The organism is Alcaligenes sp. CHO6, assembly GCF_037120595.1.
In the GTDB taxonomy this organism is placed as follows: domain Bacteria; phylum Pseudomonadota; class Gammaproteobacteria; order Burkholderiales; family Burkholderiaceae_B; genus Alcaligenes; species Alcaligenes ammonioxydans.
Window position 1 is genome coordinate 1,428,336 of record NZ_JBANCI010000001.1, and the last position, 16,758, is coordinate 1,445,093.

General features: G+C 57.0%; 12 protein-coding genes. 6 read left to right on the forward strand and 6 right to left on the reverse strand.

The window, feature by feature from the left end:
- Positions 1 to 474: 474 nt before the first annotated feature.
- The 4 genes from V6936_RS06695 to purN form a co-directional block, all read right to left on the reverse strand.
- Positions 475 to 2,769 (reverse strand): UvrD-helicase domain-containing protein, encoded by a 2,295-nt coding sequence (locus V6936_RS06695; protein ID WP_336579620.1) that lies wholly within the window; start codon positions 2,767 to 2,769, stop codon positions 475 to 477.
- Positions 2,766 to 3,992 carry a DesA family fatty acid desaturase gene (locus V6936_RS06700; protein ID WP_003801447.1) on the reverse strand — a complete coding sequence of 409 codons (1,227 nt, stop codon included), beginning with the start codon at positions 3,990 to 3,992 and terminating at the stop codon, positions 2,766 to 2,768. Before V6936_RS06700 ends, V6936_RS06695 begins: the two co-directional genes overlap by 4 nt.
- Positions 3,993 to 4,091: 99 nt before the next feature.
- Positions 4,092 to 5,357 (reverse strand): RsmB/NOP family class I SAM-dependent RNA methyltransferase, encoded by a 1,266-nt coding sequence (locus tag V6936_RS06705; protein ID WP_003801449.1) that lies wholly within the window; start codon positions 5,355 to 5,357, stop codon positions 4,092 to 4,094.
- 174 nt (positions 5,358 to 5,531) lie between these two features.
- Positions 5,532 to 6,188 carry a phosphoribosylglycinamide formyltransferase gene (gene purN / locus V6936_RS06710; RefSeq protein ID WP_003801450.1) on the reverse strand — a complete coding sequence of 219 codons (657 nt, stop codon included), beginning with the start codon at positions 6,186 to 6,188 and terminating at the stop codon, positions 5,532 to 5,534.
- 49 nt (positions 6,189 to 6,237) lie between these two features.
- Here purN and V6936_RS06715 point away from each other — a divergent pair, with 49 nt between their 5' ends.
- The 6 genes from V6936_RS06715 to rlmF all read left to right on the forward strand — a co-directional run bounded on the left by V6936_RS06715 (position 6,238) and on the right by rlmF (position 13,432).
- Positions 6,238 to 7,203 carry a bifunctional riboflavin kinase/FAD synthetase gene (locus tag V6936_RS06715; protein WP_003801451.1) on the forward strand — a complete coding sequence of 322 codons (966 nt, stop codon included), beginning with the start codon at positions 6,238 to 6,240 and terminating at the stop codon, positions 7,201 to 7,203.
- Positions 7,193 to 10,033, forward strand: a complete 2,841-nt coding sequence (gene ileS / locus V6936_RS06720) for an isoleucine--tRNA ligase (RefSeq protein ID WP_336579621.1) — start codon at positions 7,193 to 7,195, stop codon at positions 10,031 to 10,033. The genes V6936_RS06715 and ileS overlap by 11 nt, the downstream gene beginning before the upstream one ends.
- Entirely contained in the window at positions 10,026 to 10,559 is a 534-nt protein-coding gene (gene lspA, locus V6936_RS06725; protein ID WP_003801453.1) for a signal peptidase II, read from the forward strand. Before ileS ends, lspA begins: the two co-directional genes overlap by 8 nt.
- 20 nt (positions 10,560 to 10,579) lie before the next feature.
- Positions 10,580 to 11,764 carry a bifunctional phosphopantothenoylcysteine decarboxylase/phosphopantothenate--cysteine ligase CoaBC gene (coaBC, locus tag V6936_RS06730; protein WP_131071561.1) on the forward strand — a complete coding sequence of 395 codons (1,185 nt, stop codon included), beginning with the start codon at positions 10,580 to 10,582 and terminating at the stop codon, positions 11,762 to 11,764.
- Between the two features lie 71 nt (positions 11,765 to 11,835).
- Positions 11,836 to 12,297 carry a dUTP diphosphatase gene (dut, locus tag V6936_RS06735; RefSeq protein ID WP_003801455.1) on the forward strand — a complete coding sequence of 154 codons (462 nt, stop codon included), beginning with the start codon at positions 11,836 to 11,838 and terminating at the stop codon, positions 12,295 to 12,297.
- A 139-nt stretch (positions 12,298 to 12,436) separates the two neighbouring features.
- A complete protein-coding gene (gene rlmF, locus V6936_RS06740; protein ID WP_336579622.1) occupies positions 12,437 to 13,432 on the forward strand; it encodes a 23S rRNA (adenine(1618)-N(6))-methyltransferase RlmF in 996 nt (331 codons plus the stop codon).
- Positions 13,433 to 13,625: 193 nt separating this feature from the next.
- On the opposite strand, the gene V6936_RS06745 is transcribed toward rlmF, so the two are convergent.
- Both V6936_RS06745 and V6936_RS06750 read right to left on the reverse strand, forming a co-directional pair.
- A complete protein-coding gene (locus tag V6936_RS06745; RefSeq protein WP_336579623.1) occupies positions 13,626 to 15,377 on the reverse strand; it encodes a diguanylate cyclase in 1,752 nt (583 codons plus the stop codon).
- A 392-nt stretch (positions 15,378 to 15,769) separates the two neighbouring features.
- Positions 15,770 to 16,447: a type 1 glutamine amidotransferase domain-containing protein gene (locus V6936_RS06750; RefSeq protein ID WP_336579624.1), complete on the reverse strand. Its 678-nt coding sequence runs from the start codon at positions 16,445 to 16,447 to the stop codon at positions 15,770 to 15,772.
- Positions 16,448 to 16,758 lie beyond the last annotated feature (311 nt).

A 16,758-nucleotide genomic window follows, 5' to 3' on the forward strand; every position in this document is an offset into this window, starting at 1 on the left:
GCACACTATCTGACCGTAATGGCAGAAGGTTCAAGAGTGGTCTGCCTTATCAGCACGTACAAGCTGGGCGTGACGGCTTAAACACGGGGAGCAAAGGCTGAAAATCAGCTCCAGACCCCAAGCACTGGTTCAGGCTGGGGTGAATGCCATGGCCAGGACCTGGGCCAGGCGTCAGAATGGGAGTGGGACTGGGGATGAGATTAAAGTTGCCGTCCCAGATGGGGACCGGCTTAAAGCGCATTCCGGGTTCGGTTTCAGGGTCAGGCCCGGGTTCATCGTCCTGTTCAGATGCAGACGTAGACTCGTACAGGATCAAAAAACCTGCTCATGCCCAAGGCCAAAAGAAAGAAACAAAGACGGAGATAGACTCATAGGCCAAGGTAGAGGAGCTTGCGGTGCTCCAGGCACAGAGCATTAAAAAAGCCCCCGTCATTGCGGGGGCCCCCAGTTTGCTATGGCCTGTCTGGCTCTTGCTTAGCTAACCGTATCCAGCTTGGCGATCGCCAAGGCCAGGGTCTTGCTTCCCACTTCGCGAAACTGGATCAAAGCCTGTGCATCCTCCCCCTGACCGGTCAGGTTGATGATGGTGCCTTCACCAAAACGATTGTGGTGCACGCCCTGCCCGACCCGGAAGGTCTGACCGTTCACCTCCAGAACACTGGTGTGACTACGACCGCCATAGGGCTGAGCCGAGTAGCTCTTGTCCTTGGACTCCCAACTTTGGCCACGACGGAACGCACCCGAACTGGCTTCAGACTGCATGGGCGAACTGGTGTAACGCGCCGACAACCACTTGATGTGTTGTTCCGGCAGCTCCTCCAGAAAACGAGAGCGCATGGCGTAACGCGTTTGTCCATGCAACATGCGGCTTTGCGCCAAGGTAATGTACAAACGCTGACGCGCCCGCGTAATCGCCACGTACATCAGGCGACGCTCCTCCTCGATCCCACCTGGGTCAAACAGGCTGTTTTCATGAGGAAAAAGCCCCTCTTCCAGACCAGTGATAAAGACTGCATCAAACTCCAGTCCTTTTGCTGCATGGATGGTCATCAACTGAATCGCATCCTGACCCGCCTGTGCCTGATTGTCGCCCGCTTCCAGCGAAGCATGGGTCAGGAAGGAGCCCAAGGGCGACATGGGTGCCAGTACAGAGGCTGCCGCTTGCTCCGGATTTTGCATTGCCTGTTCGGACTCACCGGACACAGCTTCAGGAACACGGCCTGCAGGCAGTTCGGCAAATCCTTCCTCACCCACAAACACGGTGGCTGCGTTCACCAGTTCCTGCAAGTTCTCAAGCCGTTCAGCGCCTTCACGGTCAGCCTGATAGTGAGCCAGCAAGGTACTGTAGTGAACCACATGCTCAATCAGCTCGGGCAAGGACAAAATCTGTGCCTGGCTGGCCATATCCTGAATCAGCGTGGCAAAACGCATCAAACTTGTTGCTGCACGCCCTTGCAGATAAGGAATGGCCCGCAGCAAACTCGTACCACGTTCACGCGCCAAATCGGCCAGTTGCTCAACAGAGCGGGCGCCAATTCCGCGCGTGGGAAAATTCACGACACGCAAAAACGCCGTATCGTCATCCGCGTTATCCATCAAACGCAGATACGCCAGCACATGTTTGATCTCCTGGCGCTCGAAGAAGCGATGGCCGCCATACACCTTGTAGGGCAGCCCCTGGGAAAAGAGCCTGTGCTCAATGACCCGCGACTGGGCATTGCTGCGATACAAAATGGCAATCTCGCGGCGCGGCTTGCCCTCGGCAATCAAGGCGCGAACTTCATCCACAATCCATTGCGCTTCCAGAGCATCGGAGGCCAGCTCGCTGATGCGCACCAGCTCGCCTTCGCCACTATCCGTCCACAGATTCTTGCCCAGACGGCCACTGTTATTCTCGATCAGCGCATTGGCCGATTCCAGAATATGACCACAGGAGCGGTAGTTCTGCTCCAGACGAATCACATTGCCACGAGCATAGTCGCGCTCAAAGTCGGCCATATTGCCCACGTTCGCACCACGGAACGCATAGATGGACTGGTCATCATCACCCACGGCGAACAAACTGGCCTGCTCACCCGCCAACAAGCGCAGCCAACGATACTGCAGGACGTTGGTGTCCTGAAACTCATCGACCAGAATGTGCTTGAAACGGCGCTGATAATGCTCGCGAATAGGGGCATTACGAGACAGGAGCTCGTAGGCACGCAACAGCAGCTCGCCAAAGTCTACGACGCCCTCCCGTTCGCATTGATCTTGATACAGCTGATAGAGCTCGATCAGACGGCGACGGTGGGGATCGTGGGCGTCCAGGTCTCCAGGACGCTGGCCGTCTTCCTTGCAAGCATTGATGAATTTCTGGATTTCCTTGGGCGGGAATTTCTCGTCATCAATATTATTGGCCTTGACCAGGCGCTTGATAGAGGCCAGTTGGTCAGCCGTATCCAGAATCTGGAATGTCTGTACCAGCCCGGCATCGCGATAATGCATGCGCAGCAAGCGATTGCACAGACCGTGGAAGGTTCCCACCCACATACCGCGGGTGTCGATGGGCAATAAAGAAGTAAGCCGCGTCAGCATTTCGCGCGCGGCTTTATTGGTGAAGGTAACAGCAGCAAGGCCGTGTGGGCTGACCTGCCCGGTCTGGATTAACCAGGCCATTCGGGAGGTCAGGACACTGGTTTTCCCGCTACCAGCTCCGGCCAGCACCAAGGCATGGCCAGAGGGTAAGGTGACGGCGGCTCGCTGTTCCGGGTTTAAGCGATCCATCATGCCGCGTAGCGGCGCAGACGCAAGGCGAACTGCTCAAGACTGTCAATGCCACTTTGCTGAGCACGCTGGCACCAGGCGCGCAGATCCGCGAGCAACTGCTCGCTCGATGCGCTGGAACTCTCCCAGATGCCGGCCAGCTCACGCTGCATGCGAACCAGAATGGACAGGCGCGAGTTACCCGCTGCCACATTTTCCAGCTCCGCACGCTGCTCAGGGGCCAGAACATCGTCGCCACGACCGATCCAGTCGTTGCAGCTTTCCAACAAGGCCCACGAGCAATTGGGATTGTCTTTGTTCACCTGTGGCTTCAAACGGGCGATCTCTTCCGATGCGGTGGTTTTGATGATGTCCGCATAGCGCGCCAAAATTTCGTAGCGGTGCGTGATCACGCCTTGCAGGGTGGACAGACTGATACTTTCCACGGGGGCATTCGACGGCACACTCGGTTCCAGACGCAGCTTGGGAGCCACCTTCTTGACCTTGGCCAACCCCAGTGCCTTGAACACCGTGATATAGCACCAGCCCAGATCAAACTCGTACCATTTGCTGGAGAACTTGGCCGATGTACCGTAAGCGTGGTGGTTGTTGTGCAGTTCCTCGCCGCCAATGATGATGCCCCACGGGAACACATTGGTGCTGGTATCGGGACTGGCAAAGTTGCGGTAACCGATCGCATGACCCAGACCGTTCACCACACCGGCTGCCCAGAAAGGAATCCAGGCCATCTGGATCGCCCAGACAGTCAGACCCAGCAGGCCGAAGAGGAACAGGTCAATACCCAGCATGATGGTAATACCCAGCATGCTGTACTTGCTGTACAGGTTGCGCTCGAGCCAGTCATCGGGGGTACCGTGACCGAAACGCTTGAGGGTTTCCGGATTGGTGGCTTCCTGGCGGTAAAGCTCTGCGCCACGGAAAAACACCTGGCCCAGGCCAAAGACAACGGGGGAATGAGGATCGCCTTCACGTTCGCATTTGGCGTGGTGCTTGCGGTGAATCGCAACCCATTCCTTCGTGACCATGCCAGTGGTCATCCAAAGCCAGAAACGGAAGAAATGCATCAGCGCTGGATGCAGGTCCAGCCCACGGTGCGCCTGACTGCGGTGAAGAAATACGGTCACTGCCACAATAGTGACATGTGTCATCGCCAAAATAACGAGAATAAGCTGCCACCAAGACAGTTGCAGCCATCCGTCAGCTAGAAAAGAAAGAAACGATTGCATAGACCCTTTTAGACCTGATTTTTGTTAAGGGAAACTGGAAAAGTGTAGCTCACCTAACCCCTTAACAATAACATTATTTAAGGACGAACTTGCTTTAAATCAAGCACTTTCCGTGATTCGTTCAAGTGCCGCACCAAAGAAACAATCTGTCTGGTGACGGTCCGTGCGCAGATTTAAATAAGGCCCCTCTAGCGCAAGGGCCGGACATTTGTCCTTCAATATTTCCCGGGCGTCCAGCAGTCGGAACTCGGGATGTTTGTCCAAGAATGCCTGCACTTGTTGCTCGTTTTCCTCGGGCAAGAAACTGCATGTTGCGTAAACCAAACGACCTCCTGGTGCAACACAAGCGGCGGCTTGTTCCAGAATGTCGGCCTGCATCTGAGTGTACTGCTCCAGAGCCTGCGGGTGTTGACGCCATTTAAGATCAGGATTTCGACGCAAAGTTCCCAATCCGCTGCACGGTGCATCCACCAACACACGGTGAGCCTTGCCATGCAGGCGACGAACACGCTGGTCGCCTTCTTCCTGAATGACCACCGGTACCACATTGGACAGACCGGCGCGGGCAAACCGCGGCTTGGCCTTGTTCAGGCGCGTGGCCGACACGTCAAAGGCGTACAGGCGGCCTGTGGAGCGCATCAGGGCTCCCAGGAGCAGGGATTTGCCACCAGCGCCCGCGCAGTAATCGATGACCATCTCGCCCCGACGGGGCTCAAGCAAGGCGGTCAGCAACTGGCTGCCCTCTTCCTGAATTTCCAGCTCACCTTTTTCATACTGTGGCCATACAGCGACAGAGGGGCGGCCTTCAATTCGGATACCCCAGGGCGAAAAAGGCATGGCAACCGGTTTGAATCGGGCCATGGGACCGTTTTGCAACTGGCGCAGCACGGTGTCGCGCTCGGCTTTCATGGGGTTGACGCGCAGATCCAGCAAAGCCTGCTCGTTCATGGCGGCCATCAGTTTGTAAGAGTCCGGAATCTCTTTCAGACGCTCTTCCAGCCACTCAGGCAGGCTCAGGCGCACGCCAACTGGCAAACCGTCTACGTTCAGGGCACGGATATGGCTCAGCCACTGACGCTCTTCTTGTGTCAGCCCCAGCGCCAGAGATTCCTGCCCCATCGCGGTAGACAGGCCAAGAATGGCCAGACGACGGGTGGACGGGCCCACGCCGCTTTCTGCCCAATTACGGTACTGGCGCAAGTGACGCAATACGTCGAAAACAGCTTCACGAATCTCGGCACGGTCACGCGAGCCCATTTTGGGGCGTGTACGGGCCCAGCGGGTCAAAGCCAGGTCGGCGGGATGCTTCCATTGCAAAACTTCACCCAGGGCACTGGAAACCTGTTCCAGACGACGCTGTGCCATCGCTCCCGGCTCGGGTGGGCCCGAGGGTTTGTCACGGCGTGCTGCATAAGGACGACCGCGCGCTCCAGACTCGTTACGTTGGTCCGTCGAGGAGGGGCGCTTGCGGTCCGAGCGGCCGCGAGATTGTTGGTGATCAGACATGAATATTCAAAAATTCCAAATAACCCGCTTAAATCAGGCGGGGAAATAAAAGCCGCGATGCGCAAGACCGGCCACCTCGACACGGCCATCGGCATGCAAACGCACGCGCCCCTCGATCAGCCAGCGTACGGCCTCGGTATAGACGTGATGTTCAGTGGCCAGAACGCGCTCTGCCAAGGTTTGTGCATCATCGTTGTGCAAGACAGGCACAATGCTCTGGGCAATGATGGGACCATCATCGAGCACAGGGGTCACAAAGTGCACCGAGCAGCCATGAAACTGCACGCCTGCGTCAAGTGCCTGTTGATGGGTATTCAAACCGGGAAAGCTGGGAAGCAAGGATGGGTGTATATTGATGAGCTTGCCTGCATAGTGCTGAACAAAATCGGTGCTCAGGATGCGCATGAATCCTGCCAGTAGAACATAATCTGGCTGGTAGCGGTCAATCACGCGCGCCAAAGCCTGGTCAAAGGCCTCGCGTGTTGCAAATTCGCGATGCGAAACGGTCTGGACAGGCAGCCCTTGACGCTGTGCCCATGCCAATCCGGGCGCATCGGCCTTGTTAGAGATGACCGCCTCGATACGGCCATTTAGGCCCGCTGTCTTGATCAGTTCGCCTATGGCTTGCAAGTTGGAGCCGCGGCCTGAAATAAGCACAACAAGGCGACAAGGTACGGTGGAATCGGTCAAAATCCTGTTTCCCGAGAAATAACGAATCCAAAATTGTAAACTCTCGCTTGTGAAATCTGATCTAAAACTCTATCGCTCTCTGCCACGGCGCAACAGCACGGCCCGCAGCGCGGTCACCATTGGTAATTTTGACGGCGTGCATCTGGGCCACCAGGCCATCTTGCACCGCGTCAATGACGTGGCCCGCCAGCAAGGTCTTAGCTCCTGTGTCATGACCTTCACCCCGCACCCACGCGCCTTTTTCGCGCAGCGCGGCCAACGGCCCGAACTGATACCGACGCAAATCAGCGGCTTGCGGGACAAGGTCGAGGCCCTGCACCAGTGCGGCATTGAACAAATTTATCTGGCCCGTTTCAACCAGGCCATGGCCGACATGTCGGCAGCAACCTTTATTGAAGACATTCTGGTTCAGGGCCTGAATACGGGCTGGCTACTGGTGGGCGAAGACTTCCGCTATGGCCACAAACGCGCCGGCGACATTGAGATGTTGCGCGAAGCGGGCAAACGTCATGGTTTTAGTGTCGAGACCTTGCACGACGTGGCCGATGCCGATGGCCGCCGCATTTCCAGCTCGGAAGTGCGCACCGCCCTGGCCGTCGGTCAACTGGACCGCGCCCGTGCGCTGCTGGGCAAACCTTTTCACATTAGTGGTCATGTCATTCATGGCCAGAAGCTGGGCCGGGATATTGGCTACCCGACACTCAATGTCCGTGTCCCTGAGCACTGTGCCGCCCGCTCGGGCGTGTACGTGGTTCGCGTTCACGGACTGGCCGGGCAGGCTCTGCCCGGCATTGCCTCCCTGGGCGTGCGCCCAACCGTCATCGACCAGGGACGGCTGCTCTTGGAGGTGCATTTACTGGACCAACGCCTGGATGCTTACGGTAAACTTGCCCGTATAGAATTTCTGGAATTTGTCAGGGACGAAGAAAAATTCCCTGACCTCATCACAATGATCGCTGCCATCGACAACGATGCACAACGCGCTCGCGACTACTTTGCTTCAAATGGACTATAAAAACTCTCTCAATTTGCCCGACACGCCTTTTCCCATGCGTGGTGATCTCGCCAAACGTGAGCCGGGCTGGATTAGCCAGTGGGAAGAAAACAAAGTCTATGCAGCAATTCGGCAAGCCAGCGCCGGTCGTCCCAAGTTCATTTTGCACGACGGCCCGCCCTATGCGAACGGTGACATTCACATCGGGCACGCGGTCAACAAGATTTTGAAAGACATCATCGTCAAGAGCCGCAACATGGCTGGCTTTGACGCGCAATATGTGCCTGGCTGGGACTGCCACGGCATGCCCATTGAAGTTCAGATTGAAAAGAAGTACGGCAAGAACCTGCCTGTGGCCGACGTTCAGGCCAAGGCACGTGCCTACGCGCTGGAACAGATCGAGAGCCAGCGCAAGGACTTCAAACGTCTGGGCGTGCTGGCGGACTGGGAGAATCCCTACCTGACCATGAACTTCAGCAACGAAGCCGACGAGCTGCGCGCGCTGTCCAAGATCATGCAAAAGGGTTTCGTCTTTCGTGGCCTGAAACCGGTGAACTGGTGTTTTGACTGTGGCTCGGCCCTGGCAGAAGCCGAGGTTGAATACGCGGATCGCACCGACCCATCCGTGCATGTGGCTTTCCCCTTCGCCCAGAAAGACAAATTGGCGAGCGCTTTTGGCGTAAGCAACGTGGACGATGGCGCCATCGTCATCTGGACCACCACTCCTTGGACCATCCCTGCCAACCAGGCGCTGAACGTCCACCCCGAAATCCGCTACGCCCTGGTCAAACTGGACACGGCACGCGCGACTGGCTCCATGCTGATCGTAGCTGAGGATCTGGTTAAATCCTGTCTGGAACAATGGGGGCTGACCGGCCAGATTGTTGCCACCACGACGGGTGAAGCCCTGAACCTGATCGAATTTGATCACCCGCTGGCCAAGGTGGATGCTGGCTATCAGCGCCGCTCCCCCGTGTACCTGGGCGACTATGTCACCCTGGACAGCGGTACTGGCGTGGTTCACTCGGCCCCTGCCTACGGTATTGAGGACTTTATCTCCTGCAAAGCCCACGGCATGAAGGACGACGATATGCTCAAACCCGTCATGGGCAATGGGCACTACGCTGACAATCTGCCTCTGTTTGGCGGTCAGCTGATCTGGAAGGCCAACCCACAAATCGTGGAAACCTTGCAAAACGCTGGCACTTTGCTCAAGACCGAGCAACACCCACACAGCTATATGCACTGCTGGCGCCACAAAACCCCCATTATCTACCGCGCCACCAGCCAATGGTTTGCCGGCATGGACAAGGAAAACAGCAGTGGCCGCACGCTGCGCGAGATGGCGCTGGAAGCCATTGACAACACCGAGTTCTACCCCTCCTGGGGTCGCGCCCGCCTGCATGCCATGATCGCCAACCGCCCTGACTGGACCTTGTCGCGACAGCGTCAATGGGGTGTACCCATGGCGTTCTTTGTACACAAGGAAACGGGTGAGCTGCATCCGCGCACGCCCGAGCTGATGGAACAAGTCGCTCAACGCATCGAAAAAAACGGTATCGAAGCCTGGCAGAACCTGGACCCGCGTGAGCTCTTGGGCGACGAGGCCGATCTGTACGAGAAAAACCGCGACACGCTGGACGTGTGGTTTGACTCGGGCACCACGCACGCCACCGTTTTGGGCGGCAAGGATCACACCACGCACGGTTCGCACGCCGACAAGCTGCAATGGCCTGCCGATCTGTACCTGGAAGGTTCGGACCAACACCGTGGCTGGTTCCATTCCTCCTTACTGACTGGCTGCATGTTGTACGGTCGCGCACCGTACAAAGCCCTGCTCACTCACGGCTTCGTGGTGGACGGCAATGGCCGCAAGATGAGCAAATCGCTGGGCAACATCATCAAGCCGCAAGAGATTGCCGACAAGATGGGCGCCGAAATCATGCGCCTGTGGGCCGCCTCCACGGACTATTCGGGCGAGCTGTCCATCTCCGATGAAATTCTGAAGCGTGTTGTGGAAGGCTACCGCCGTATCCGCAATACCTTGAAGTTTCTGCTGGGTAACCTGGCCGACTTCGATGTCACCCAACATGCAGTGCCTGTTGATCAATTGATCGAGATCGACCGTTACGCCCTGCAAATGACCGCCGACATGCAGGCCGACCTGCTGGAGAACTACAAGCGCTACGAATTCCATCCTATCGTGGCCCGCTTGCAAACCTTCTGCTCTGAAGATCTGGGGGCTTTCTACCTGGATATTCTGAAAGACCGCCTGTACACCACCGCTAAAGAGGGTCAGCCCCGCCGCTCGGCTCAGACCGCGCTGTATCACTTGACCCAGACACTGCTCAAGCTGATGGCCCCTATCCTGTCCTTCACGGCGGAAGAAGCCTGGCGCGACATGCACGGTGGTTCGGTTCCTAGCGGCACCATCTTCACCGAACTGTTCCATGCCTTGCCCGAGCAAGGCGAGCAGTCGGCACTTAGCGCCAAATGGCAGCGTCTGCGCGCCATCCGTGCCGACGTGATGCGTCGTATTGAAGATGTACGCAGCACCGGCGCCATCGGTTCGTCCCTGGCTGCCGAGATCGACATCTACGCCCAAGATCAGGATCTGGAATTCCTGCGCTCCCTGGGCGAAGACTTGCGCTTCATGCTGATCGTTTCCCGTGCCGACGTGCACGCTGGCGAAGGCGACTTGCGCATTGATGTCACCCCTACCGAACAGGCCAAGTGCGAGCGCTGCTGGCACCATCGCCCTGACGTAGGCCAAAGCGCCGAGCACCCCACCCTGTGTGGTCGTTGCGAGGACAATCTGTTTGGCGAAGGCGAAGTGCGTCACCATGCCTGATCAGGACATGGCCTCTTCTCCCGACCAGGCCCGACTGCCCTCCCGGCAGTTCTGGGCCTGGATTGGTCTGGCCGCCTTGATCGTAGGCCTGGACCAGTGGACCAAGCAGTATTTCGACAGCAACCTGTTCTATCAGGAACGTTGGAACATCCTGCCTTTTTTTGACTTCACCCTGCTCTACAACCCCGGGGCTGCGTTCAGTTTCCTGGCCGGCGGCCAGGGCTGGCAACGCTGGTTCTTTGTCGGCATTGCCGCCATTGCCACGGTGTTTATCGTGACCATGCTGCGTCGATCCGCCAAACAGCCCTTGTTCTGCCTGTCACTGAGCCTGATTCTGGGCGGGGCCGTAGGTAATGTGGTCGATCGTCTGATGCATGGTCACGTTGTGGATTTCCTGCTTTTTTACTGGAATCAGTCCTACTTTCCAGCCTTCAACATTGCCGACGTCGCCATTAGCTGCGGCGCTGCCTTGTTGGTGCTGGATGAGTTTCTGCGCATGCGCCGCAACAAACGACAGCGCTCCTGAGTCTGTAAGGATCATGTCCTATGCTTAGCAATAAAAAACTGGTGTTTGGCATCACCGGCGGCATCGCTGCTTATAAAACCGCCGAACTCTTGCGTCGCAGCCAGGACCTGGGCGCCCGGATTGATGTCGTGATGACCGAATCGGCCACGCGTTTTATCAGCCCGGTCACTTTTCAGGCCTTGTCGGGCCGCACGGTCTATACCGATCTGTGGGATGCACGTGTACCTAATAATATGGCCCACATCCAGCTCAGCCGGGACGCAGACGCCATTCTGATTGCGCCGGCCAGCACCAACTTCATGGCCAAGCTGGCCAATGGCCTGGCCGACGACTTGCTCAGCACCTTGTGCATCGCCCGTGGTCATTGCCCGCTACTGCTGGCCCCGGCCATGAACCGGGAAATGTGGCTGCATCCGGCTACCCAGCGCAATGTGGAACAACTACGCCGCGACGGTGTGCATATTCTGGGCCCCGGCACAGGGGACCAGGCCTGTGGTGAAACCGGCGACGGGCGCATGCTGGAACCGGCCCAACTGCTTGCTGAGCTGACGGCGTTCTTTCAGCCCAAACTGCTGGCGGGCAAACGCGTGCTGATTACCGCTGGCCCTACCAGTGAGCCGATTGACCCGGTGCGCGTCATCAGCAACCGCTCCTCTGGCAAGATGGGCTACGCCATTGCACGGGCGGCTCAGGAGGCTGGTGCACACGTCACGCTGGTCTCAGGGCCGGTTGCACTGGAAACGCCTTACCAGGTGCGTCGCATCAACGTGGAAACGGCCCGCCAAATGCACGCCACCGTCATGTCTCAAGTGGATGATGCCGATATCTTCATCAGCGTTGCAGCGGTGGCCGACTGGTACGTCAGCAATGCCAGCGACATCAAGATTAAAAAGACGTCTGAGCAAGCCACACCAAACCTGCAATTCAGCCCCAATCCCGATATTCTGGCCGAGGTTGCCGCACTGAAGAACGGTCCTTTCTGCGTCGGCTTTGCCGCCGAGACAGACAATTTGATCGAGCACGCCCAGGCCAAGCGCCAGCGTAAAAATGTGCCTTTGCTGGTTGCCAACCTGGCCCAGCGCGCCATGAACGCCGACGACACCGAACTCGTGCTATTTGACGAGCAAGGCCATATGCACTGGCCTGCCCAGGATAAACTGCTGGCTGCACGTCAACTGGTACAAGATATCGCCCAGCGGCTTTAACGCTTTTTCTCTTTTATGATTGCGGGCAGCGCCAAGCGGATGCGCTGCCTCTTTTTTTCAGGATACCGTCTATGCATCGCCGTATTGAAGCTCGCATCGTCAATGATCTGTTGGGCACGACCATTGAAGCCCCCAGCTACGCCACGGACGGCTCTGCTGCCATGGACCTGCGTGCTTGCCTGAGCGAAGCCGTCACCCTGCCCGCAGGCGGCCGCACACTGGTTAAAACCGGACTGGCCATTAATATGATGGACCCTGGTCTGGTTGCCATCGTCGCCTCACGCTCGGGCCTGTCCCTCAAACACGGTGTGCGGGTTGCACAAGGCATTGGCGTGATTGATGCCGACTACCACGGCGAGATCGGGGTGATTCTGGCCAACGACAGCGACCAGGACTATGTCATTCAGCCCGGCGAACGTATCGCTCAGCTCATGTTCCAGCCAGTCGTGCAAGTTGCGCTGCAGTTGGTAAGCGAGTTCTCTACTGAGACAGAACGTGGCACAGGCGGCTTTGGCAGCACAGGCAAGCATTAAGCCTTAAGGCGAGAGAAGGACGCGATGCACACCCGCCTGACCACAACAGCAGGCATCGCTCCTTTACAGCCCTGACACGATGCTCTACACGCGTGCCAGCGCCACGATTCAGACTGACCCAAGCCATTTTCGGACTTCAATGCCCTCTCACAAAACAGGTAGTTCCAACGCTGAACGAGCCACATCAAACAAAACAGCGGCTCAACTCCATCCGCGTAACCGCCATCAGGGCCGTTATGACTTTGACACCCTGATCAAAGAGACACCCGAACTGGCAGCTTTCGTTTTCGTCAATCCCTACGGCGATCAAAGCATCAACTTCGCAGATCCGAATGCCGTCAAAGCCCTGAATCGCGCCCTGCTCAAGAGCTTTTACGGCATAGCACATTGGGATATTCCGGCCAATTACCTGTGCCCTCCTATTCCTGGGCGTGCCGATTACGTGCACTACTTGGCCGATGTGCTAGCCAACAGCAATAAGGGGAGCATTCCCCGCGGTGAAGCAGTGCGTGTCCTTGATATTGGCGTCGGCGCAAATGCCATCTACCCTTTGATTGGTCATGCCGAGTATGGCTGGCAGTTTCTGGGCACGGACATTGACGCAAGTGCCTTAACATCGGCGCGCACGATTATTCATGCCAATCCCGGCCTGTCGGCTGCCATCAAGTTACGTCAACAGAAATCGCCCGCCCATATTTTTAAAGGGGTCCTGGGTGCAAATGACTACATTGACCTGACGCTATGCAACCCGCCCTTTCATTCATCGCTCGATGAGGCCTTAAGCGGCAGCCAGCGCAAATGGCGCGGACTGGGCAAGGCGGTGCCTAAACAACAGGCGCCTGTGCTGAATTTCGGTGGGCAACATGCAGAGCTATGGTGTGAGGGTGGTGAAGCACGCTTTATACGCCGCATGATAGAAGAAAGCACGATTGTAGGCCGGCAAGTGCTATGGTTCAGCAGCTTGGTGTCCAAAGCGTCGAACTTACCTGGAATCTTGTCTGCTTTGAGGAAGGCCAAGGCCTTCAAGATACAGACAGTTGAAATGACGCAAGGTCAAAAGCAAAGTCGGTTTGTAGCCTGGACGTTTCTTGACGCTGGGGAACAAGAGGCTTGGCGCAAGGCGCGTTGGCAGTAGGCTCGTAGCAAACGCTGGACGAGATACAGCCAGATAAACAGCGCTTGCGCTGCTAAGGAAGTCTTAGGTGACACAACGCCAACGAGAACACTAGGTCCACACGGTTTCGACCTACCGTACTCTCACGCGCCGCGCCCTCGGAGGCTGCCCGGCTCAATGACGTCACTCCCCCACCACCCAGCAACTCAAGCCTTCAGGCCGTAGGCTTGCCCCTACCGTCCAAATGGCCAGAATTGTCGAGGAATGCTTGATTGCGACCGCTGACTTTAGCCTTATAGAGCGCCGCGTCAGCACGCGACACAAGTGTGATCTCGGGTTGAGGATCGCGTGTGTCGAGACAGGTGACGCCCGCACTGATTGTGACAAACCCGATGGGTGAGTCCGAATGCGGGATGTCCAAGGATCGCACGGTGGTGCAAACGGCCTTTGCCAGCTCCAGGGCTTTAGCGCATGGAGTTTCAGGCAAAATAATCGCGAACTCTTCACCCCCGTAGCGGGCCACAAAATCGCTCGAGCGTCGGCCCACCCTCTTGAGGGCCTGCGCCACAGCTCGCAGGCAGTCATCACCGGCTTGATGACCATAGCGATCATTGAAATGCTTGAAAAAATCAATGTCCAGCAGGATTAGCGCAAGAGGATGAGAATGACGACGAGCGCGTGCAATTTCTTCCAGCAAGATTTTGTCGAACTGGCGTCGATTGGCTAAACCCGTTAAACCATCTGTGGAGGCGAGCGACTCCAGCTTCCTGTTCGCTTCTGTCAGGTCGGCGGTTCGAGCCAGCACCTGAGACTCAAGCGACTGATTCAGGTCTTGTAGCGCTGTTTTGCGCGTTATCAGCGTATGCGTCATGCCAGCAAGCGACAGGCTCAAGGAGTCGAGTTCGCGGATTCCACTGGATTTAACAGAAAAATTGACGTCCTCTTTGCCCGCGTTGATCTGAGACGCGGTTCTTTCAATGTCTTGCAACGGCCTGCTGAACCGGACAGCGGCCCGGTCAGCCAGCACGACCAGCAGCAGGGAAAGACCGATTCCGAGCCATAGCATCTGCTGGTGCAGGATGCTGACGCTGGCAAGTGCAATCTCGCGTGGCTGGCGCACGACAATCGACCATCCAAGGTCTTCCGAGCCTGGGCCGACGATGGCGGCACGAGCTGAAATGTATTCCTTGAACATGTCCTCAGTTAAGGTGAGGTTGAGTGCACCGCTGGCAGATGAGGTACCGAATAGCTCGACTTCACGCGTTCTTGAAAGTGTGTACAGTACTTGCCCTGCCCGATCGACAAGAAAGACATCAATCTGATGACTGGTATGCTCCTGGCTGACACTTTCCTTGATGACCGCTTCGATCCACGTCCAATGCGCGTGTGTCGCAATGACTCCAATTATTTCGCCTTGGCTGTTGCGGACCGGGGCGGCAAAGTCAATGAAACGCAGAGGCTCAGACGGGGATGCGGAGGGCTGAAGATGACGAGCCAGAAGTAGGGCTTCATGAACGTCGCCCGTAAACAAGCGTTCTTTACCCCTGATGAACCAAGGGCGAGCACTGACATCAACGCCTTCAAGCAGACCGTCGGAGGCCACAATGACACGACCGTTGATGTCGCTTAGCCCCATCCAGGCGTAAGGCCGATAGCCTTGTTTAACGGCATCAATAATGGTCCGTACAGACTCGGTTTGCCAGTCCTCAAGAGTCAGGGTTGGCAAGCGGCTGATAAGATCGATCTCACGGCGGCGTTCTACCAAACTCTGGGACATCACCCTGGCAATTGAGCGAGAGATTTCTTCCAGCTTGTCTTGGCCGAGGGATGTTAAGGTCTGTGTGGCTCTATTCTCGATCACGACGGAGGACACAAGCCCCAACAGCAGCGAAACTCCACCGAAAATCATGATCAGCCGCTGACGCAAGCTGCGTGTCACTCGTCGCATCGCGAAGCGTCCCAGCATATAGATTAGGTTTCAAGAATTTTACATTGTAGCCTCGAGCGACGTTTTCAGCTGCTTTGTCACGCCATTTGGATGCATTGCTGCTCATTGCCCCTCAGTGTCAGGCAAAGGGCATACAACTTGAGTTGCAGGGCCACACACATGGCCGGTCTCATAAGCGTGAGGCTGGCGCAACCACGAGCGCACTGGATATTCAGGCCTGCCGCCGCAACGGCCCGCAGTAGCGCGATCGCCGTGAGCAGTTAAAGGTACAACTGACCACCCAAGCACCGTTAGCTGTCTCAACGTCCAAAAACCATGGCTGCCCGAACAATTGAACGTACCTCGTCCCTACCAGGCGCAAGAACCACCGCAGCAACGATGCTGCGCACAGCATCGTTGGCTAGGCTGGGTCAGCCCAAGAGCTTCAGCAAGGCCTGGGCGGCCGGTTTGGACGAGGCCGGGTTCTGACCAGTGATCAGCAAGCCATCGCTGGCCACATAGGGTTGCCAGTCACCGCCTTTGCTGTAATTACCGCCGTTCTCTTTCAACATGTCTTCCACCAGAAATGGCACAACATCGGTCAGGCCGACAGCCTCTTCCTCGCTATTGGCAAAACCGGTGACGGATTTACCCCGAACCAGCGGCGTGCCATCAGGCGCCTTGACACGACGCAATACGCCGGGTGCATGGCAGACCGCAGCGACCGGCTTGCCGGCGCTCAGCATGGTTTCGATCAGCGCAATGGATAAGGGGTCTTCGGCCAAGTCCCACAATGGCCCATGGCCACCGGGATAAAACACAGCATCAAAGTCGGCGGCGGCAACCTCCTTCAGTTGATGCGTGTTGCCAAGCAAGGCCTGGGCGGCGGGATCTTCCTTGAAACGGCGTGTGTCATCGGTCTGCGCCGCAGGATCGTCGCTCTTGGGGTCCAGTGGCACCTGCCCACCCTGTGGCGACGCGACCGTGATCTGCGCCCCCGCGTCCTTAAAGACGTAATAAGGCGCAGCGAACTCCTCCAGCCAGAAACCCGTTTTTTGACCTGTGTTGCCCAGTTGATCGTGCGAAGTCAGAATCATCAAAATCTTCATGGAGCACCTTCTTTGAATGGAGGACAGAGAAACAAGCAATCGCGCCAGCAGGACCTTACTCACTGGTGATGCCAAGTACCAGCTTACCAAAACCGCTGCCGCTGAGCATGCCAATCATGGCCCGAAGTGGCTGTCACCGACGGTGCTGAGTGATACCCCCGACTCACTCCCCTACCACATTCATTCGCTCGCCCACGCGCTAGCCCACCAACAGGATCATGTCTTGCCGCAGTCTTCACAGACTTGTGTATGCTTTGCTTGTAAATAAGTGGTGCAGGGGGGCATGTAGATTCACCACGGTTTCACGCGAA